Raw genomic sequence first — 19,769 nt, forward strand, 5'->3', positions numbered from 1 at the left:
AAGTATTCCAAGGTGATATGCGTTTTGAATGCGCTAGATTTGAAGCTTATGTGAAGTTTATATGAAGTGTCAGTGTGACCAGTACGCCAGAGTGATGATTCTCTAAGAAATCGAGAGTATTTGCAGAGATATTTTGAATCGTAATTTTACCTTGATGTTGCTGAATAATGTGTTGAACAATACTTAAACCAATCCCTGTACTACGTTGCTGATTATGTGGCCGAGGCAATGAAAAATAAGTCTCAAAAATACGATTTATCGCGTATGAAGGGATAGACTCTCCCTCATTAAAAAATAAAATTTCGATTTGATGATTCGCATGATCTTGTTTGAGATGAACTGCTATTTTTCCATCGGGAGGGCAAAAGTCTCTTGCATTATCAAGTAGATTATTTAGCGCCTGTTTCAGCCAAAAGGGATCGGCATATATGCTGCAATATTCAGGTAGTTCCAGTTGAATATGGAGATTTTTGAGTTGTAAGGCACTATTTTGCTGTAAAAAGCATTGTCTTAATAATAGGCAGAGATCTAATGTTTGGAACTCAAGCGCATGATCATTTTTTTCTAACCGAGTTAACAAAAGCATTCGTTCGATCAAAGACTGTAAGCGTTGACTTTGCTGCATGATATGTTGTGCAAATTGCTGTTGATCTGCTGGAGGTAGATCATCTTGCAATAGCTCTGCACTGGCTTGAATGGCAGTCAGTGGGCTTTTTAGCTCGTGCGTTAATGTATTGACGTAATTTTCAACATAGGCTTTATCTTCAAGTTTCTCACGCATTTCACTGAGTGCTTGAGTCACTTGATTGAGTTCTTTGGCTGAATAAAAGAATGGGGCTTGATTCACGGGTGCAAGTGCTTGCGCATAACGGCGGACTCGATCAATACTATGTTTAAGCCAATACGCCACTATACTGGCAAGCAAAAGGCTGAGCGCTGCTATCCAAAGTGCTTGATAAATCAATTGCTGTTCTGCACGAGCAATATAGGGCTGTACTGACTGGTTGGGCTTACCGATACTGACGACGCCGAGCAACTGTTGTTTATAAATAATTGGTGCGGCGATATGCATCACACTACTATTGCGGTCATCAGGGTTCGTTGCTGTAGAGCGCGCGCCGTATTTGCCACGTAGGGTTAGGTAAACATCATTCCATTTAGAGTAATCTTGTCCAACCGCTTTCCCTTCGGAATCATAAATCACAATACCATGCTGATCAGTAATATAAAGCTGTTGGTTAATTTGATTTTTTTTATGTTGCCAAATCGTCGCATCAAGTTGACGTGATAATGCAGCTTGAATTTTCTGATCGAACTCAGGGGTATTTACTTGTTGTTGATGGACATCTTCCGCAATGAGTTGCGCAATAATATTGGCATTTTCAGCCAGTGTATCTTCAACCACTTGTCGTACATTGGGTTTCACTTGTTGAGTCAGGGTATAGGCAATAAAGCTGAGACTCAGTACCACGACCAAGCTAAAGAAAAACCAAATGCGGATAAAGATAGACATATTATGATGACATCAAAATTTAGGATATGAAGGGAAGTGTTATTTTCTTTGCTTCAATCTCGAATAGATCACCTGATTGTATTTCGATGATTATCCGTGAATTGCCATTTTCTAAAATAGAAAAATCTAAAATTTGATTGATAGAGATACTTTTACCCCATTCAGTGTTATTAGCAATATGAAAGCTTTTAAATTTTTCAGCAATGAGTGTGACATCTTCATATTGGTTATTCTTGAGATGAACTGCAAGATTTGATTTAATCCAATCTATATGAATGGAGATAAGTGACCAATCATGCATAATGTTATTTTCTTCATCTGTGATGATTTATAAGTATACTGTTTATTAAGTATACTTTAAGTTAAAAATTAAACTAATCTCTGTATTTATAGATTTCTATGAATTTCAGGCATTGGTGCTCTTTATCCTTTTTGAGTTCTATTACGATTGGATTGATCCAAGTTTTTGAAAAGTATGCTGGAAGATTATTGGGTGAGCCTTCAATAATAATTATGGATTTGGAAGTAGAGCTTTGTGTTATTTTAAAATAACGCTGATTTATAACTTCATTCGTTCCATAATTTTTTATGGCAATATATTTAACAATATTTTCTAAATCATTCTTTGATTGATATGAGTAACAGTTTTCATCTAATTTTTTTATGTCATTATTAGATATATTTTTTATCAAAATAATTTTATATGAGTATATATATGTAAAATAAAGAAATGAAGTAAATATTAATATATATGCTGAAATTTTCAAATTAAAGCTCATAGTATGATTCATTTATTATGTTGAAACTCGAACTAAACTATACCCAAACCCTCGATGTGTCCGAATAGGATCATCAGGGGTAATCTGTTTAAGCTTTTGCCTTAAACTTTTGATATGTGTATCCACCGTTCGTTCTAAACTATGCTCAGGATGTTCCCAAATATGATCCATGAGCTGTTGACGGCTAAACACTTGTTCAGGATGCTGGATCAGTAAAAATAACAAACGATATTCATAACGCGTCAGCTGCAACATTTGTCCATGATATTGAATTTGTAGAGATTGCGGATTACATATCCACGTAGCGGAGTGTGGCGTAATTTCTGTTTGAATGATTGGTGGTTGTGGTGGGGTATTTTGAGCTTGTACTTCCATTCTGCGCCATACTGCTTTAATTCTTGCCACAATTTCACGTGCACTAAAAGGCTTGGTACAATAATCATCAGCACCGATTTCTAAACCGACAACCCGATCAATTTCATCATCGCGAGCCGTTAAAAATAATAAAGGTGTTTGATATTTTTGACGCAGTTGTTTGCAGACTTCAAAACCATTGAGATCAGGTAAACCCACATCTAAAATAATAAAATCAAAAGTCTGTTGAGAGAGTAATTCAAGTGCTTGTGTTCCTGTATTTGCCCAACTGACACTCCAACCTTCACGCTCAAGCGCATAACGTAGCGGTAGAACAATCGCGGCTTCGTCTTCAACACAAAGAATTTGTTTAGGATTCATGATCTCGTTGTAATCAATCGTTTTCTGATTTTATTAAATTGAGTTTATCTGAACTTATTGAGCAATGCAGAAGAATCTAAGAATTTTTATCGCTAGCGGGAAAATGTATGAAGGACACCAAAAGTGCCCTGTAATATTCGGATTTGATCGTCACGCCAACCACAGGAGCAGATGCTAAAAGCGAGGATTTCTTTAGCATGGGCAGGTAACAAGGATAAAGTTACTGCGCTGCCTAGAGTACTGAAAACTGGATAAAAAGCAAACATAAATTTAAGTGAGCACTGTGCTTTTGTGTAAAAAAGCAGCACTACCACAATGAAAGTTGGGATTCTTCCTGAGCTTGTTGAAGTTGATATACACCAACACCGACTAAGCGGAATTGAAAATCAGGATCTATACGCATTTCTTCGAGCAGTTGAATCACAACTTGTTGCAAATCATGTTGTGATTGCAAAGGACTTTTAAAGCTCTTGCTGTGTTGTAGTACCTGAAAATTCTTGAGTTTTAATTTGACGTTTACACCACGCGCTGTAAGTTGTTTTTTATTCAGGCTGCGCCAAACTTGTTCACTGAGCGGTTGCCAAGCATGTTGGCATTGAGCAAGGGTATAGTCATCATCGAAGGTGATTTCTTTTGATATCTGTTGGCGTTCACGCTCTGCTTTTACAGGGCGATGATCAATGCCTTGCGCATATAAATACAGTTGCTTTCCATATTTACCGAAATGATGAATCAGCACATTTTCTTCAATTAGTTGCAGATCACCAAGCGTATGAAGATTGAGCTGATTGAGTTTTTCTTGAGTAACCTTACCGACTCCAGGAATTTTATTCAGCGCTAAATCTTGGATAAATTTTAGGACTTGATGGGGCTTAATCACAAACAAACCATTGGGTTTATTCCAGTCCGATGCAATTTTTGCCAAAAACTTATTTGGAGCAACACCCGCAGAGGCGGTCAGCCCCGTAACGGCAAAAATATCAGCCCGAATTTGTGTCGCAACTTCCGTTGCACTCGGAATATCTTTTAAATTTTCCGTGACATCTAAATAAGCTTCATCTAAAGATAGTGGTTCAATGAGCGCTGTATATTGTTGGAAAATCTGATGAATTTGAGCTGAAACTTCACGATATTTTTCAAAATGTGGTTCGATCACCACAACTTGAGGGCAGAGCTTTTTTGCCTGTCCCATCGACATTGCTGAGCGTAAGCCAAATACACGGGCAGGATAGGACGCTGCTGCGATGACGGCACGAGGATGGTGAGAGGAAATGACCACAGGCAAGTCTTTAAGCTCAGGGCGATCTCTGAGTTCGACTGATGCATAAAAGGCATCCATATCGATATGAATGATTTTGCGCAGTTCATTTGCCATCTTGAATGCCTTGTTCTTTTAAAAACAGAAACCATTCTTTTGGTGATTCTGCATAGACATTTAAGTCCACTGCTTTAGGTACGCCTTGAATTTTACCTTGACTGGTATACTGCCAAAACATCCATTTTCGACCATCTTTCAGTTCAGGTTTTGATTCATAATCTCTCACCCATAAAGGTGTTTGATTAAAATTGCCCATCAATACGATGTGATAAAAGCTTTTAGAAATATAAAAAATGGGCTGTTTACCGTAATGCTTCTGAAGTTGGTCATGCATCACTTGGATTTCTTTAAGCAACTGCTCTTTGGTATAGGTATTAATACAATTACTGTCATATTCGAGATCGATGACAGGCGGTAATGCATCCGTTTTATTGGGCACAGTCGCTATAAAATTTTCTGCTTGAACTTGCCCATCGCGACATAAACGATAGAAGTGATAGGCACCGACATGTAAACCCTGTTCACGCGCTTTTAGCCAGTTTTCTTGAAATTTTCGATCTTTAAAGTCACCACCTTCAGTCGCCTTGAGGTAAACAAACTGATAATGCTGCGGTGAAATTTTTTTCCAATCAATATCACCTTGATGATGAGATACATCAAAACCACGAATTGAATAATCTTTTGCAGATGCTTTCTGTTGGTAGAACAAACCGAAATAGCTCACTAATCCAAGCATGAGTGCTAAACCTACACTGGTGAGCGTTGGATAATACTGGGAAAGTCGTTGTTTCGGTTTTGTCTTGGTCATGGTTGTTCAGTTATGCGATTTCGAGTTGAGTATCAGATTTACAATATTGATCATGCAGTAATTGTACGCGTTTCGCTTTGGGATGGCTGAGTTGGTGACCAAATTGTTCTATAAATCTACAGGATGCATAATTTTGAGCATGTTGTTGATAGTTTTGAACCCAATCTGCTCGTTGTGCAATTCGTCCTTGCTGAACGGGCCATATCCCTTGTCGCAAGCGTTCAACTCCGATACGCCAAGGTTTGGGACTAATGCGAGCACGAAAACAATTTTGATTTTTGCACATGAGGACATAACAACTGTCCGTTGAAATGGCTTGGAATAAGTTTTGTGCTTGTTCGCCCCGAGGATCAAAAGTTTGATGCATAACTAAAATGCGATAACCATTCGGCGTACGATAGACGCGTAAATGCCAATCAGGATGTTGTTGTGAGAAGTGACGGATTTTTTCTAAGGCACGTTGTGCTGGTGTGCCTGTAAATTTGGATTGAATATGGAATAACCATTTACTGATCAGGCCAGTTATAAATAATGCGATGACACATCCAAAGCCGAAGATCCACCAAGAACTCAAGTAAATCGCACACAGGCCGCTCAAGCTGAGCAATGTAAAAAATACAATTGTAGCAAGCTTCGAGCTAGGATGATGGATCAGATCAACATCAGCAAATAACACATCAGGTGTATTGAGGCATAACGCTCCGTAACTATTTCGGGTAATGATGACATCATCCTGTTGGGCAATAATTTCCTCCCGAATCGGTAAACCTTCAGCACCGTTATAAGCGACTTTATGATCGAGTCGGCGAATTTCTTTGTCTTTTTTAAGTTGTTCAGTGGCTTCTGCAACACGTTGTTCAGCATGTTGTTGAGCAGCTTCTAAGTTTTGATCCGACCAACCAAAGCGTTTAATCGTATATTGTCGGCCTTCAAATTTCATTTTAGTTTTCGCTTCAGCCCAATATCGCGGGATGATCATGTGGTTTTCCTTATTGTCATTGTGGGTGTTGGGTTGATCGTTCTTTTTAGTCTGTTGTGTCTTTGGGAATCTGCCAAAACACAAGTGCTGTAATGATGTTGATACAGCCAAGTGTGATCAATGTGGCATGAAATGCGGTGTCGATGGTCGCTGTTGTAAAATGTTGCTCAAATGTATTGATCAGTGTACCTGCTAACGCCACGCCCATACTCATGGATAACATCATGATCATTGATAAGAAACTATTGCCACTACTGGCGTCTTGTTGTGGCAAATCTTTTAAGGTAAATGTATTCATCCCAACAAATTGCAGTGAATTTAAAGTCCCAAAAATAAATAGATGTAGCACTTTCAGCCAAAGGGGAGTTGCCGCTGTCATCAACGAAAAACTGATGATACATAATCCGACTAGCACCGTATTGGTCAGTAAGAAACGACGATAGCCGACATGCTGAATTAAGGGGCGAACAATTGGCTTCGAGAATAAAGAACCCAAAACAGCAGGGATCATCATTAAACCCGTGATAAATGGTTCAAAACCAAAAGCAACTTGTAGCATCAATGGCAAAAGAAACGGAATCGCATTGCTACCTAAGCGTGCGAAGAAGTTGCCAAGCACGCCGATCGAATAGAGTTTGTAGCGGAATAAACGTCCATGGAATAGTGCATTTTGATGGCTATGTGCATGATAGGCATAGCTACAGGTTGCAATCACCCCAACGATTAACAGACTTAGACTGACCCAGTGTGAATACTGCGGTGAGGCAATGTTTTCGATCCCGAGAGATAGTCCAACCATGGCAACCATCAATAAAATAAAACCGCTCAAATCGAAATGTTTTACTGTAGGCTCTTTCTGATTCGGCATGACTTTCAGAGTCATGATCATCCCGAGAATACCCATCGGAATGTTAATCAGGAATATCCAATGCCATGTGCTGACCTCGACCAACCAACCGCCTAAGGAGGGGCCCATTAATGGCCCAAGCAAACCTGCTAAGCTCATTAAGCTCATCGCTGACAAGAATTGCGAACGGGGAATCAATTTGAGTAGCGCCAAACGTCCGACAGGCATCAATAATGCACCGCCAATGCCTTGAATCACACGGAAAAATAGCAGTTGTTCTAAGTTTTGAGATAAACCACAGCCCAGAGAAGCCAAGCTGAAAATGACCATTGCGCTGAGATAAATATTACGAATACCAAAGCGATCCGCCAACCAGCCACTTAACGGAATACAAGCTGCAACGGATAAGACATAGGCCACAATGACACCATGCATTTGCAAGGGATTTTCATTGAGTTGCACTGCCATCGCTGGAATGGCGGTATTGACGATCGTGGTATCCAAGGCTTGCATAAAAAAGCCAATCGACACCAAAAATACCAACAGTCGAAATTCAGGTTGTACAGCTTGATGTGTGGTCGTTGTCATAAGTTGTGACGAATGAAAAGTCAGCTTTAGTTTAAAGCAACTCTGCTTGAAATAAAGCCAAAAATTGTCAAAGAGTCGTCATCGAACTGACATGAAAGTGTCATCGAACTTGCACCTCACAACACTAGATTAGCCATATAAAAGAATTGTATGGAAATTGAGCATGAAATTTAAGATTTCAGTTTTATTGGCAGCAATGCTGTCTGTGGGGTTGGTTGCTTGTAATGATGATAATGACAACCACAACAATACGCCTGAAGTCGTTGAGCCTACGCCTGAGACAATTAAACTCAGTTTATTGGGTCGATATGAAACCAATATATTTGCTCAAAGCGCTGCGGAAATTCCTGCTTATGACGCAGCAACCAAACGTCTATTTGTCGTAAATGCCCAAAAAGGTTTGGTTGATGTATTAGATGTTTCAGCACCTGAAAAGCCTGTGCATATCGCAGAACTTTCTGCACGCGCCTATTTGACAGATTCAGAAGTAAATAGTGTCGCAGTGAAAAATGGAATCGTTGCGATTGCAGTTCAAGCAGCCAATAAAACAGATGTGGGAATTGTCGCATTCTTTAATGCGAGGGATTTGAGTTTTATCAGCAAAGTTGCAGTCGGTGCATTACCTGATATGGTGACTTTTAGCCCTGATGGCAATACGGTACTGGTCGCAAATGAAGCTGAACCGAATGATGATTATTCTATTGATCCTGAAGGTTCGGTCAGCATTATTGATGTGCGTAATATTCAACAACCGAAAGCCAGTGTTGCTGATTTTAAAGCATGGAATAACCAAAAAGCCGATTTGATTGCAAAAGGTGTGCGTATTTTTGGGCCAAATGCAACCGTTGCTCAAGACTTAGAGCCTGAATACATCACGGTCTCTGCTGACAGCAAAACTGCATGGGTGACTTTGCAGGAAAATAACGCAATCGCACGCATTGATCTTGCACAGCAAAAAGTAACGGACATTTACCCATTGGGTTACAAAGATCATGGTCAAGTGGGCAATGAGTTAGATGTCAGTGATAAAGATGGATTGATCAATATTAAAACGTGGGCAGGTCTTGTAGGTATGTACCAACCTGATTCGATTGCCAATTATCAAGCCAATGGGCAAACCTATTTAGTTACTGCAAATGAAGGCGATAGCCGTGAATGGTTGGCTGATGAAGATGCTTATTTTGCAGGGGACACGGCCAAAGGTTATGTTGAAAATATTCGAATGAAACATTTGTTTAATAGCAAAGGTTTTAATGCAGATGGTGATTATCCTGCGCATTTACAGAAGTTTGCGAATGGGGTGAAAGGTGCAAAACTCAATCCAGTCACTTTTGCTTACTGCGGTGCAACAGCGACTGAAGCGGGTGATTGCCGTAAAGACCCGAATCTCGGGCGTTTGAATATTGCATGGAATATGGGTTATCAAACCAATGCCGATGGTTCACCCAAGTTAGATGCCAACGGTTTATTAACCTATGACAAGCTTTATGCATATGGTGCACGTTCATTTAGCATTTGGAATACACAAGGTCAGCTCATTTGGGATTCAGGCAGTGAGTTTGAGAAGAAAACAGCAGAATTGTTCCCAGCGTATTTTAATAGTGATCATGAAGAAGCTGCCTTTGATGACCGTAGTGATAATAAAGGTCCTGAACCTGAAGGAATTGCGGTGGGTGCTATTGGCAAAAAGACCTTCGCATTTATTGGTTTAGAGCGTATGAGTGGCATTATGGTGTATGATATCAGCACGCCAAATCAGCCGAAGTTTATTGAATATTTCAGCACACGTAACTTTGCTGAGGCAGATACAGCGAAACAAGGTGATTTAGGGCCAGAAGGATTAATTTTTATTGCAGCTAAAGATGCACCAAACAGTAAGCCGCTTTTGGTGGTGGGCAATGAAGTGAGTGGTTCAACTGCAATTTACCAAATCAACGTGCAGTAGAGTAGACCCAAAAAAGCGGATCATTTGATCCGCTTTTTTTATCTATTTTTGCTTAAACTTCGATATGTGTCGGTGTGCTGAGATTTTTGATGACACTTGAAATTTGTTCAAGCGTATCGCAGATGATTACTTTCGCGCGATGTTGTGGAGGTAAAAAACCTTCTTCGACAGCATGATCCAGCTGTGCGATCAGTGCGTCATAGAAACGATTCACGTTATAAATGATCATAGGTTTTTGATGTTGGTTGAGCTGTCCCCATGTCGCGATTTCAAGAATTTCTTCGAAAGTTCCTAGACCACCAGGTAATGCAATAAATGCATTTGCACGCTCAGCCATAAGCGCTTTACGTTCATGCATGGTTTTTACAATATGCAGTTCAGTGAGTTGGCTGTGGGCAATTTCATAATCCAGCATAAATTCAGGAATCACACCAACCACTTCACCGCTATGTTCCAGTACAGTATCGGCGACTTGTCCCATTAAGCCGATACTTGCACCGCCATAAACGATACCAAAACCTTGATTGGCAATGTGTTGAGCAAGTTCGATGGCTTTATCACGATAAATAGGTTTATTGCCTGTACGTGAACCGCAATATAAAGCAATAAGAGGTTGAGTTGTTTTTGGGAGAGTAATGGTTTTATTTTCAGTCATTCTTAATACACTATTCATTTCGTTTATTTTCACCTTATCATTTTCATTGTGCTTGTCTAGGCTAAATCACTTTTATGACAGTTTTATGCACATTTTACATACAATGCCTATTTGTCATTGCGAGAAAGAATTTGCAAAAAACATCCATATAAAATAGATGAATTTCACTGGAATCTTGCCTATACTGAAAATCCTTTTATTAATTCATGTCCCTTTATGAGTAGTGGTTGTTGTTGCTCCGCTTTATTCTTATTCCCTAAAAAAAATGTTTTGGCGAAGTCTGCCGATCTTTTAAACTTTCCACTTGATAAAAATATTGCTGCTTTAGCCGAGGAGTCACATCAATGATTCTGGAATGGATGTCTGACCCCGCTGCATGGGTAGGTTTAGCAACGTTGGTGGTGCTCGAAATTGTATTGGGTATTGATAACCTTGTTTTTATTGCAATTTTAGCTGAAAAGCTGCCACCTGAACAACGTAATACTGCGCGTCGCGTTGGTTTGATTCTCGCTTTATTCATGCGCTTGGGACTACTTGCTGCCATCGCATGGGTGGTGACACTTACTGAACCATTGTTCCATATTTTTGATCATGCTTTTTCTGGTCGTGACTTGATCCTATTATTTGGTGGTGTGTTCTTATTATTTAAGGGCACAATGGAGTTACATGAACGAATCGAAGGACACCAAACACTAAAAGAAGAAAACCCCGTACATGCGACGTTCTGGATGGTTATTGTTCAGATTGTAGTTTTGGATGCTGTCTTTTCTTTAGATAGTGTCATTACTGCTGTGGGAATGGTTAAAGATAAAAGTGTAATGATGCTGGCAATGATTATTGCTGTTTGTATTATGCTTTGGGCATCAAAACCGCTGATGGACTTTGTCAATAAGCATCCAACAGTGGTGATTCTGTGTCTTGGCTTCTTAATGATGATTGGTTTCTCATTGGTGGTTGAAGGTTTTGGCTTCCATATTCCTAAAGGTTACTTATACGCAGCGATTGGTTTCTCTGTATTGGTCGAGATGGTTAATCAAACTATGCGCCGTAACCAAGAGAAACTCGTGACGACAACGGACTTGCGTTATCGTACCGCGTCAGCCGTTTTGCGGATGCTCGGTGGTAAAGGCAGTGAAGGGCAGAACAACGAAGCTGAAGATGTTCTGGCAACACAAGCTTATGCCAAAGAAGTTTTTGACGAAGACAATGGTGTGTACCACAGTGTCATGGTGCAAGGTGTTTTAGGTCTATCTGAACGTCCAGTGAAGTCGGTGATGACGCCGCGTCCTGAGCTTGAGTGGTTAGATTTAGAGGCTGAACCTGACGAGTTAAAAGCACGTTTAATGGCAATGACGCATTCGCGTTTGATCGTAGCACGCGGTGAATTAGACAATATCGAAGGTATTGTCCTGACGCATAAAGTACTGAATGAATACATCGAAACAGGGGCAATTGATTTTGCTAAGCATTTACGTGAACCGTTGATTGTTCATGAAAATGCGCAAGTGTTGATGGTGATGGAGCAATTACGTCAAGCACCATTACAAATGGCAATTGTGTTGAATGAATATGGCTCGATTGAAGGGATTGCCACGCCGATTGATGTATTAGAGGCGATCGCAGGTGAATTCCCTGATGAGGATGAGCTGGAAGCCGCGGCTGAAAGCCTAGAAGATGGTTCAACCCTATTAGAAGGTTCAACCGATATTCGTCACGTTTCTTTGTTATTGGGCAAAGACTTGGTTGATGAAAGTGAAGAATATTCAACCTTATCGGGTTATATCTTGTTCCATTTAGGTCGTTTACCAGAAAATGGTGAGACGGTTGAAGCGGATGGTTACTTATTTGAAGTGGTGACGATGGATGGGCATAAAATTGAAAAAGTGCGCATCATCGCTAAAGACAAGCCAGAGCGAGATTAAATACAACCACGCTTTGTGCGAACAGCTATGCTGTACGTGGAAAAGTAATTTGTAATAGCGAATAGCCTTGGGTTTTCATAGACGAAACTTAAATAGTTTATGATTGATCCCAAGGCTATTTTTATTTGAGAAAGAACCATGACACTGCTAAAAAATTGTCCATGTGGGCGCGGCTTATATGTTGAATGTTGTCAGCCTTTGCATTTAGAGCAGCAATATGCACAAAATGCAGAGCAGTTAATGCGTTCTCGTTATAGTGCCTTTGCTTTGCAACAAGTGGATTATATTTTGTCGACCGCTGCCACTGGGCAGCAGGCTTATTTAGATCGTGCTGCGATTGCGGATTGGAGTAAATCAAATCAATGGTTGAAATTAGAAGTGTTGCAACATCAGCCAAAGCTCGATAAAACGCACGCCTTGGTCGAGTTCAAAGCGCATTACTGTGATCAAAATCAAGATGGTAAACAGCAGCATATTCATCATGAAATTTCACATTTTGTTTTGCATCAACAGCGCTGGTATTTTCTTGATCCAACCTTGGATATACCAATCACGATGAAACAGCCTTGTGTTTGTGGTTCGGGGAAAAAATTTAAGCAATGTTGTGCACAATTCATCTAAGTTTGTCTTAAAATAGCGCACACTTTTACGCCTGATTTAGGATGTAGGCAGATGTTACTCACCGTTATTTATATTATTGCCATTACTGCGGAAGCGATGACAGGAGCACTGTCAGCGGGTCGACGTAGTATGGATTGGTTTGGTGTGGTACTGATTGCCTGCGTGACGGCTCTAGGTGGTGGCTCAGTCCGAGATGTGTTGTTGGGGCACTATCCGTTGACATGGGTGAAGCATCCTGAGTATTTGGTACTTACTTGTGCGGCTGCATTTGTAACGATCATTATTGCTAAATGGATGCGTCATTTACGTAATATCTTCCTCGTACTGGATGCTCTCGGTTTAATTGGCTTTACCATCATTGGTTGCCAGATTGCCTTATCGATGGGGCATGGTTTTGTGGTATCTGCGGTGGCAGGCGTATTAACAGGGGTGTCGGGCGGTATTCTGCGTGATATCTTGTGTAATGATGTACCTTTAGTGTTCCGCCGTGAGCTTTATGCGAGTATTTCTTTCGTTGCGGTCATTTGCTATTGGGTATGTTTAGAGCTTGGCCTGCCACATGATTTAACTGTAATTTTCACTTTAGTTTTTGGTTTTACCTTACGTTTGATCGCAATTTATTTTGGTTTGGAAATGCCGAAATTTATTTATCAAGAAGATGATGCTGAGTCCGCATCTTCGACAGATGAGCATTGATATTGATAATATATTTTTATAGATAAATGAAATAATATTTTTTTCAGGATTCTTTAGAATGAATATAAGTTGGTTAAAATTTCTTTTCTTATTTTTACTTATTTCTTATACACATGCTGAGACTAACCTTATTGGTATTTGGCAAGGAGTATATGAAAATCAAAAGGTAAAAATGCCTCAAGATAGATTTAAAGAATGTTTAATAAAAAATAGAACGTTAACGATTTCAACTACAAACATTGTTGATGAAATAAAAAGTTTCACTTGTGATCTAGGTAATGGTAAATATTCTAGATTTGAAAATTGGCAAAAAAGATCGGAGATAGACTCAATAATAGAAAAAGAAAATTACTATCTGGTTCACTATAGTCATTGTTGGTTTAATTGTTATGAAAAATATAAAAAGAAAGATCAGAGTAGTATTGCACTAGAATATAAAAATGATATTTCGATATTTACAAAAATTAAATAACTATAAAAATTTTTTTTTAAGACACCATTTGACGTTTAAACAACAACAAGGGCTTGTCACAACGCCTTCATCCACATAGCATACAAAACATTGACGATAATAAATGATTTTGGATGACTCGCTGAAATGACCAGCCTTGCACATCATGCAACCGAAAACCGTTCCGTAGCTGAATTCACAGAACAAGCTTATTTGAACTATGCCATGTACGTGATTATGGATCGTGCATTGCCACATATCAGTGATGGTTTAAAACCTGTACAGCGTCGTATTGTCTATGCGATGAGTGAGCTGGGCTTAAAATCGACAGGTAAGCCCAAAAAATCTGCACGTACCGTTGGTGATGTACTGGGTAAATACCATCCGCATGGTGATTCAGCTTGTTATGAAGCCATGGTGTTGATGGCACAACCATTTAGCTATCGTTATCCATTGGTTGAAGGTCAGGGCAACTGGGGTTCGCCTGATGATCCAAAATCATTTGCGGCAATGCGTTATACCGAAGCCAAACTTTCTGCTTATAGTGAATTATTGCTGAGTGAACTCGGGCAAGGTACAAGTGAGTGGCAAGATAACTTTGATGGTTCAATGAAAGAACCAATTACTTTACCTGCACGTATTCCAAATATTTTGTTGAACGGTACCACAGGTATTGCTGTCGGGATGGCAACTGATATTCCACCGCATAACCTACGTGAAGTGGTGAAAGGTACGATTGCATTGATTCGTAATCCAGAAACGACAGATGAAAAGTTAGCAGAATATATTCCTGCTCCAGATTTACCAACGAAAGCTGAAATTATTACCCCACCTGACGAATTATTAAAAATTCAAACCACAGGTCGTGGTAGTTACCGTATGCGTGCGGTATACGCTGTCGATAAAAATGAAATAGTCATTACTGAACTGCCGTATCAAGTTTCAGGTTCTAAAGTGATTACCCAAATCGCAGATCAGATGATTGCCAAGAAATTGCCGCTGGTGAGTGATGTCCGTGATGAATCTGATCATAAGAATCCAACCCGTTTGGTGATCGTACTACGTTCTAATCGTGTTGATGCAGAAACAGTGATGAGTCATTTATTTGCAACGACAGATTTAGAGTCGAGCTATCGCGTCAATCTAAACATGATTGGTGCTGATGGTCGTCCGCAAGTTAAATCGATTCGTCGTATTTTGTTGGAATGGATTGAGATTCGTAAGCAAACAGTGACACGTCGTTTGCAATACCATTTAAATAAAATCGAAAAACGCTTGCATATTTTGGCAGGTCTTTTAATTGCTTACCTCGATATTGATACTGTGATTCGAATCATTCGTGAAGAAGATCAACCGAAACCAGTATTGATGCAACATTTTAGTATTGACGATATTCAAGCCGAAGCGATTTTAGAACTCAAACTTCGTCATTTGGCGAAACTTGAAGAGATGGAAATTCGCCGTGAGCAGGAAGAGTTAGAAGCTAAAGCGGCCATTATTCGTGAGCAATTGGCAAATCCAGAATCATTAAAAAATCTGATCATCAATGAATTAAAAGAGGATGCGAAGAAATTTGGTGATGATCGTCGTTCTCCAATTGTTGTACGTGCTGAGGCAGTACAAATTAAAGAGCAAGATCTATTGCCAGCAGAAACGGTCACAGTTGTGCTCTCAGAGGCAGGTTGGGTACGTGCTGCGAAAGGGGGTGAGGTCGATGCAGCGAATTTAAATTACCGTGCAGGTGATCAATATCTCAGCCATGCGGTGGGTAAAACCAACCAACGAGTCTACTTCTTAGATGAGACGGGACGTAGTTATGCTTTGCCAATCAGCAGCTTGCCTTCTGCTCGAGGACTTGGTGAACCACTTAGTTCTAAATTAGCGCCAGCCAGCGGTGTGTCATTTATCCAAGTGTTAACAGGTGACAACAGCCATGACATTCTTGCAGCAAGCACCAAAGGTTATGGTTTTAAAACGCAAATTGCACAGCTTGATACTAATGCAAAAGCGGGTAAGGCTTTCTTAACAGTAACGGACAAAGCAACAGCTTTACCATTGTTGCCAATTCATCAAGCAACACATATTGCAATCCTGAGTTCATCAGGTCGTTTGCTCATTGTTGATTTAGCAGAGTTACCTGTACTGAATAAAGGTAAAGGTAATAAGTTGATACAACTTGATGAAAAAGAGCAAATTTTATCCATGACAACCCTGAATTTAGATGAAATAATCCAAGTCGCTGCAGGACAACAGCATCTAAAACTGAAAGGGGATGATCTCCAAAAATATATAGGAAAAAGAGCAACAAAGGGGCAACTTTTACCACGGGGATATCAAAAAGCAAATAGACTCTTCATTCAGAGATAAGGCTAGTATTCTGTGTCACAAATACGTTATATATGAAATGTATTCATATTGTTTGAATAGATTGACAGGGCAATGCAAAAAGTTAAAAAAAATGTTTTGTCATGGAAAGTAACGTTGTTACATTTTTAAGGATTACCACTCGGAGATAATGGCATTATGGAAAAGATTTGGTTTGCTGAATACCAAAAGACAGGAATTCCAGAAACAGTTGCGCTGCCTGCTGAAAACACCTCACTTGTTGATATTTTTGAACGCAATTTCCAAAAATTTGGTTCACGTGATGCCTTTATCTTCATGGATAAAGTTTTAACGTACAATGAATTAGAAGTCGCTAGCCGTAAATTCGCGACATATTTACAAAGCCTTGGCTTGGCAAAAGGAACACGTGTTGCGGTGATGATGCCGAACGTATTCCAGTATCCAGTGGTTGCTCTTGGTGTATTCCGTGCTGGTTTAGTACTTGTCAATGTAAACCCGCTTTATACAGCGCGTGAGCTTGAACATCAGTTAAATGACTCTGGTGCTGAAGCATTAGTGATCATTGAAAACTTTGCTAGCGTTTACCAAAGCATTATTGGTAAAACACCTGTGAAGCATGTTGTGGTTGCTTCTGTAGGTGACATGCTCGGTACATTGAAAGGAACAATTGTAAACTTTGTTTTACGCAAAGTACGCAAGCAAATCCCTGCTTGGAATATTCCAGGTCATGTGAAATTTAACACGGCTTTAAACAAAGCTAACCCTAGCAACTATAAACGCCCAAGCTTGACGTTAAGTGATACGGCTGTATTGCAATATACGGGTGGTACTACAGGTGTTTCTAAAGGTGCTGAGTTAACTCACCGTAACCTTGTATCGAACCTATTGCAATGTGATGGTATTTTCTCAAGCAAGTTCGGTACAGGCGATGGCGCTAAAGATGATCGTATCGTGTGTGCATTACCGCTCTATCACATCTTTGCATTCATGGTGTGCGCGCTTTATGGTATGTATAAGGGTCAAGCAAATATCTTGATTCCTAACCCACGTGATTTACCTGCTGTAGTTGGTGAATTACGTAAATACCAACCATCATTCTTCCCAGCTGTAAATACTTTGTTTAATGCTTTAGTGAACAACGAAGAGTTTAAACAACTTGATCACAGCAAATTGAAGATGGCTATGGGCGGTGGTATGGCTGTGTTGCCATCAACTGCTGAAGCATGGAAAAAAGTTACAGGCACAATCATTATCGAAGGTTATGGTTTATCTGAAACTTCGCCAGTTGCGACTGCGAACCCACCTGCAACAACTGAATTCAGTGGCACGATTGGTATTCCATTGCCATTAACTGAAGTTGTATTACTTGATGATGATGGTAATGAAGTGGCACAAGGTGAACAAGGTGAGATTTCAATCCGTGGCCCTCAAGTCATGAAAGGTTATTGGAACCGTCCTGATGAAACTGAAAAGGTAATGACCAAAGATGGTTTCTTCCGTACAGGTGACGTCGGTGTTATGGATACGCGTGGTTACTTCAAGATTGTAGATCGTAAGAAAGACATGATCTTAGTTTCTGGCTTCAACGTTTATCCAAGTGAGATTGAAGAAGTTATCGCGAAACATCCAAAAGTATTGGAAGTTGCTGCGATTGGCGTGCCAGATGAAAAATCAGGTGAAGTACCTAAATTATTCATCGTGAAGAAAGATCCATCTTTAACGACTGAAGAAATTCTTGCTTATGCGAAACAAAACTTAACAGGCTATAAATGCCCACGTTATGTTGAATTTATGGAAGAATTGCCAAAATCGAATGTTGGTAAAATCTTACGTAAAGACTTACGTAAACCAGCTTAACTTCCCGTTAACGTAGGGAAGCTGAAAAAACGCCGCAATTGCGGCGTTTTTTTTATTTGATTTTTATTTTGGGTTATTCGATTTCATAAGCCATCGGTCAATATAAGGACGACCAATCCCTACAATGCCGACAAAAACCAGCATAGTGGCCAATTGAAAGCGTAATCGAGTTGGATCAATGCCATTAAAACTAAAATAATTATCTGCAACAGCATAGATGGCAATCACAGTTAACCAATGCCAAAGCGTCAAACGATAAATGCCAACTGCATAGAAAGCGATGGTGAGGATCACAAAAGTGCCGAGTGTCGATTGCCAATTCAAATTTGCACAAATTACACTCAGCAAAAAGGAGACAATAGGCAAAACGACTTTGAGTACACGATCAACCAAAAGCTGATGTTGGCGTTGTTGTGCAAGCACATCAAACATTTCTTTATGATCTTGCTGTTGCATAGAATGACCTTAAAACAGTATGAAAAGACACAACTTTTGCACAAACTTGCTGTGTAAAAGAAACGCTTGTTGAACAAGCGCAAATGAAAGTTCAATAAATTGTAAGTTATGATAGCATGATCAGAAGAACTTCAAATGATGGATGTCAGCATGCAAGGTATTAGCGGCATTATTTTGATTATTATCGTCGCATGTTTGTTGCCGTATGTTTTTACCTTGATTGCAAAATCAAAAGGTGGTTTCCAAGCGCAAGACAATCAAAATCCTCGAGATTTTTTGGCCAAAACGACAGGTTTGGCAGCAAGAGCAAATGCTGTACAGCAAAATAGCTTTGAAAGCTTACCGTTATTTATTGCTGCAATTCTAATGGCAGAATATATGGTCATACCAGAGCATTTTATTCTGACTCTAGGTTGGGCATTTATCGTATTTCGTGTGATCTACGGGATTTGTTATTTAGCTAATTTAGCGACTTTGCGTTCCATTATTTGGTTTTTTTCGCTGCTTTGTCCAATTTTCCTATTTGTGATTACCATCAAAATGATATGAGACATGCTAGGGATAAAAAACTCTAGCTCTCAGTTTATCTAGCATCATTTTTACTGTATTCACGTTATAATCTGTCCGATTTACATCTGACTTCACAATATATACGAGTGTTGATATGAGTTATAGCAATATTCCTGCGGGTAAAGACGCACCAAACGACATCTATGTCATCATTGAAATCCCTGCAAACGCAGCGCCGATTAAATACGAAATCGACAAAGATTCAGATGCATTATTTGTAGACCGTTTCATGGGTACAGCAATGTTTTACCCTGCGAACTACGGTTATGTGCCAAATACATTATCTGAAGATGGTGACCCATTAGACGTTCTTGTTGTAACGCCACATCCTGTTGCTGCTGGTTCTGTGATTCGTTGCCGTCCAGTTGGTAAATTAAATATGGAAGATGATGGTGGTATCGATGCGAAACTTATCGCGGTTCCACACGAAAAGTTATCTCCACTATATAAAGATGTTAAAGAATATACAGATCTTCCGCCATTATTGATTAGCCAAGTTGAGCACTTCTTCGCACACTATAAAGATTTAGAGCCTGGTAAATGGGTAAAAATCAGCGGGTGGGAAGGTGCTGACGTTGCGAAAGCTGAAGTATTGAAAGCAATCGAAGCTGCTAAGAAGTAATTTTCTGAGTAGATTCAGCTAGATTTTATGATTTAAAGTCTAGCTGATAAAAAAACCTCCA

Annotated in this window: 19 protein-coding genes; 9 read left to right on the forward strand and 10 right to left on the reverse strand. The window is 39.7% G+C overall.

Features of this window, described 5'->3' with window-relative positions; all coding sequences use genetic code 11:
- Nucleotides 1-46: 46 nt before the first annotated feature.
- The 8 genes from creC to mdtD all read right to left on the reverse strand — a co-directional run bounded on the left by creC (nucleotide 47) and on the right by mdtD (nucleotide 7,567).
- On the reverse strand, nucleotides 47-1,513 hold the full coding sequence (gene creC / locus ACT4_RS12140) for a two-component system sensor histidine kinase CreC (RefSeq protein ID WP_007482624.1): 1,467 nt from the start codon (nucleotides 1,511-1,513) through the stop codon (nucleotides 47-49).
- Between the two features lie 19 nt (nucleotides 1,514-1,532).
- Nucleotides 1,533-1,814, reverse strand: a complete 282-nt coding sequence (locus tag ACT4_RS12145; protein WP_007482626.1) for a hypothetical protein — start codon at nucleotides 1,812-1,814, stop codon at nucleotides 1,533-1,535.
- A gap of 73 nt (nucleotides 1,815-1,887) precedes the next feature.
- Nucleotides 1,888-2,292 (reverse strand): hypothetical protein, encoded by a 405-nt coding sequence (locus tag ACT4_RS12150; RefSeq protein ID WP_252316390.1) that lies wholly within the window; start codon nucleotides 2,290-2,292, stop codon nucleotides 1,888-1,890.
- Nucleotides 2,293-2,307: 15 nt separating this feature from the next.
- Entirely contained in the window at nucleotides 2,308-3,030 is a 723-nt protein-coding gene (gene creB / locus ACT4_RS12155; RefSeq protein WP_139023481.1) for a two-component system response regulator CreB, read from the reverse strand.
- A 304-nt stretch (nucleotides 3,031-3,334) separates the two neighbouring features.
- Entirely contained in the window at nucleotides 3,335-4,390 is a 1,056-nt protein-coding gene (dinB, locus tag ACT4_RS12160; protein WP_171054820.1) for a DNA polymerase IV, read from the reverse strand.
- Nucleotide 4,391: 1 nt separating this feature from the next.
- Nucleotides 4,392-5,153 carry a GH25 family lysozyme gene (locus tag ACT4_RS12165; protein WP_007482631.1) on the reverse strand — a complete coding sequence of 254 codons (762 nt, stop codon included), beginning with the start codon at nucleotides 5,151-5,153 and terminating at the stop codon, nucleotides 4,392-4,394.
- 10 nt (nucleotides 5,154-5,163) lie between these two features.
- Nucleotides 5,164-6,132: a hypothetical protein gene (locus tag ACT4_RS12170; protein WP_007482632.1), complete on the reverse strand. Its 969-nt coding sequence runs from the start codon at nucleotides 6,130-6,132 to the stop codon at nucleotides 5,164-5,166.
- A 46-nt stretch (nucleotides 6,133-6,178) separates the two neighbouring features.
- Nucleotides 6,179-7,567, reverse strand: a complete 1,389-nt coding sequence (gene mdtD, locus ACT4_RS12175; RefSeq protein WP_023013624.1) for a multidrug transporter subunit MdtD — start codon at nucleotides 7,565-7,567, stop codon at nucleotides 6,179-6,181.
- Nucleotides 7,568-7,730: 163 nt separating this feature from the next.
- Here mdtD and ACT4_RS12180 point away from each other — a divergent pair, with 163 nt between their 5' ends.
- Nucleotides 7,731-9,512, forward strand: a complete 1,782-nt coding sequence (locus tag ACT4_RS12180; protein WP_007482634.1) for a choice-of-anchor I family protein — start codon at nucleotides 7,731-7,733, stop codon at nucleotides 9,510-9,512.
- A 52-nt stretch (nucleotides 9,513-9,564) separates the two neighbouring features.
- Here the strand turns inward: ACT4_RS12180 and ACT4_RS12185 are convergent, their stop codons facing one another.
- Nucleotides 9,565-10,185, reverse strand: coding sequence for a TIGR00730 family Rossman fold protein (locus tag ACT4_RS12185; RefSeq protein ID WP_007482635.1), 621 nt, complete (start codon nucleotides 10,183-10,185; stop codon nucleotides 9,565-9,567).
- Between the two features lie 326 nt (nucleotides 10,186-10,511).
- On the opposite strand from ACT4_RS12185, the gene ACT4_RS12190 reads away from it, so the two are divergent.
- The 6 genes from ACT4_RS12190 (at nucleotide 10,512) to ACT4_RS12215 (ending at nucleotide 18,060) form a co-directional block, all read left to right on the forward strand.
- Entirely contained in the window at nucleotides 10,512-12,089 is a 1,578-nt protein-coding gene (locus ACT4_RS12190) for a TerC family protein (protein ID WP_007482636.1), read from the forward strand.
- Nucleotides 12,090-12,227: 138 nt separating this feature from the next.
- Nucleotides 12,228-12,710, forward strand: coding sequence for a YchJ family protein (locus tag ACT4_RS12195; RefSeq protein WP_007482637.1), 483 nt, complete (start codon nucleotides 12,228-12,230; stop codon nucleotides 12,708-12,710).
- A gap of 51 nt (nucleotides 12,711-12,761) precedes the next feature.
- Nucleotides 12,762-13,406, forward strand: a complete 645-nt coding sequence (locus tag ACT4_RS12200; RefSeq protein ID WP_004876296.1) for a trimeric intracellular cation channel family protein — start codon at nucleotides 12,762-12,764, stop codon at nucleotides 13,404-13,406.
- A 58-nt stretch (nucleotides 13,407-13,464) separates the two neighbouring features.
- Complete coding sequence (locus ACT4_RS12205; protein ID WP_007482638.1) at nucleotides 13,465-13,878, forward strand: hypothetical protein; 414 nt, start codon at nucleotides 13,465-13,467, stop codon at nucleotides 13,876-13,878.
- A gap of 126 nt (nucleotides 13,879-14,004) precedes the next feature.
- The gene (parC, locus tag ACT4_RS12210) at nucleotides 14,005-16,224 is read left to right on the forward strand and encodes a DNA topoisomerase IV subunit A (protein WP_007482639.1); all 2,220 of its coding nucleotides are present in this window, start codon (nucleotides 14,005-14,007) and stop codon (nucleotides 16,222-16,224) included.
- Nucleotides 16,225-16,380: 156 nt separating this feature from the next.
- The gene (locus ACT4_RS12215) at nucleotides 16,381-18,060 is read left to right on the forward strand and encodes an AMP-binding protein (RefSeq protein WP_004876300.1); all 1,680 of its coding nucleotides are present in this window, start codon (nucleotides 16,381-16,383) and stop codon (nucleotides 18,058-18,060) included.
- Between the two features lie 63 nt (nucleotides 18,061-18,123).
- On the opposite strand, the gene ACT4_RS12220 is transcribed toward ACT4_RS12215, so the two are convergent.
- The gene (locus tag ACT4_RS12220) at nucleotides 18,124-18,516 is read right to left on the reverse strand and encodes a hypothetical protein (protein WP_007482640.1); all 393 of its coding nucleotides are present in this window, start codon (nucleotides 18,514-18,516) and stop codon (nucleotides 18,124-18,126) included.
- A gap of 150 nt (nucleotides 18,517-18,666) precedes the next feature.
- Here ACT4_RS12220 and ACT4_RS12225 point away from each other — a divergent pair, with 150 nt between their 5' ends.
- Together ACT4_RS12225 and ppa are read left to right on the forward strand one after the other, a co-directional pair.
- Nucleotides 18,667-19,065 carry an MAPEG family protein gene (locus ACT4_RS12225; protein ID WP_019385879.1) on the forward strand — a complete coding sequence of 133 codons (399 nt, stop codon included), beginning with the start codon at nucleotides 18,667-18,669 and terminating at the stop codon, nucleotides 19,063-19,065.
- Between the two features lie 115 nt (nucleotides 19,066-19,180).
- Nucleotides 19,181-19,708: an inorganic diphosphatase gene (gene ppa, locus ACT4_RS12230; RefSeq protein WP_004917070.1), complete on the forward strand. Its 528-nt coding sequence runs from the start codon at nucleotides 19,181-19,183 to the stop codon at nucleotides 19,706-19,708.
- Nucleotides 19,709-19,769 lie beyond the last annotated feature (61 nt).

The sequence above is a fragment of the Acinetobacter sp. NBRC 100985 genome, assembly GCF_000241225.1.
Lineage (GTDB): Bacteria > Pseudomonadota > Gammaproteobacteria > Pseudomonadales > Moraxellaceae > Acinetobacter > Acinetobacter venetianus.

Excerpts from the sequence above, each read along its gene's own strand:
- parC (WP_007482639.1), top strand. The coding sequence starts at position 14,005 with ATGACCAGCCTTGCACATCATGCAACCGAAAACCGTTCCGTAGCTGAA.
- ACT4_RS12145 (WP_007482626.1), bottom strand. The coding sequence starts at position 1,814 with ATGCATGATTGGTCACTTATCTCCATTCATATAGATTGGATTAAATCA.
- ACT4_RS12180 (WP_007482634.1), top strand. The coding sequence starts at position 7,731 with ATGAAATTTAAGATTTCAGTTTTATTGGCAGCAATGCTGTCTGTGGGG.
- ACT4_RS12200 (WP_004876296.1), top strand. The coding sequence starts at position 12,762 with ATGTTACTCACCGTTATTTATATTATTGCCATTACTGCGGAAGCGATG.
- ACT4_RS12165 (WP_007482631.1), bottom strand. The coding sequence starts at position 5,153 with ATGACCAAGACAAAACCGAAACAACGACTTTCCCAGTATTATCCAACG.
- ppa (WP_004917070.1), top strand. The coding sequence starts at position 19,181 with ATGAGTTATAGCAATATTCCTGCGGGTAAAGACGCACCAAACGACATC.
- ACT4_RS12225 (WP_019385879.1), top strand. The coding sequence starts at position 18,667 with ATGCAAGGTATTAGCGGCATTATTTTGATTATTATCGTCGCATGTTTG.
- ACT4_RS12150 (WP_252316390.1), bottom strand. The coding sequence starts at position 2,292 with ATGAGCTTTAATTTGAAAATTTCAGCATATATATTAATATTTACTTCA.
- ACT4_RS12185 (WP_007482635.1), bottom strand. The coding sequence starts at position 10,185 with ATGAATAGTGTATTAAGAATGACTGAAAATAAAACCATTACTCTCCCA.
- ACT4_RS12215 (WP_004876300.1), top strand. The coding sequence starts at position 16,381 with ATGGAAAAGATTTGGTTTGCTGAATACCAAAAGACAGGAATTCCAGAA.
- ACT4_RS12170 (WP_007482632.1), bottom strand. The coding sequence starts at position 6,132 with ATGATCATCCCGCGATATTGGGCTGAAGCGAAAACTAAAATGAAATTT.
- mdtD (WP_023013624.1), bottom strand. The coding sequence starts at position 7,567 with ATGACAACGACCACACATCAAGCTGTACAACCTGAATTTCGACTGTTG.
- ACT4_RS12205 (WP_007482638.1), top strand. The coding sequence starts at position 13,465 with ATGAATATAAGTTGGTTAAAATTTCTTTTCTTATTTTTACTTATTTCT.
- ACT4_RS12195 (WP_007482637.1), top strand. The coding sequence starts at position 12,228 with ATGACACTGCTAAAAAATTGTCCATGTGGGCGCGGCTTATATGTTGAA.
- ACT4_RS12220 (WP_007482640.1), bottom strand. The coding sequence starts at position 18,516 with ATGCAACAGCAAGATCATAAAGAAATGTTTGATGTGCTTGCACAACAA.
- ACT4_RS12190 (WP_007482636.1), top strand. The coding sequence starts at position 10,512 with ATGATTCTGGAATGGATGTCTGACCCCGCTGCATGGGTAGGTTTAGCA.
- creC (WP_007482624.1), bottom strand. The coding sequence starts at position 1,513 with ATGTCTATCTTTATCCGCATTTGGTTTTTCTTTAGCTTGGTCGTGGTA.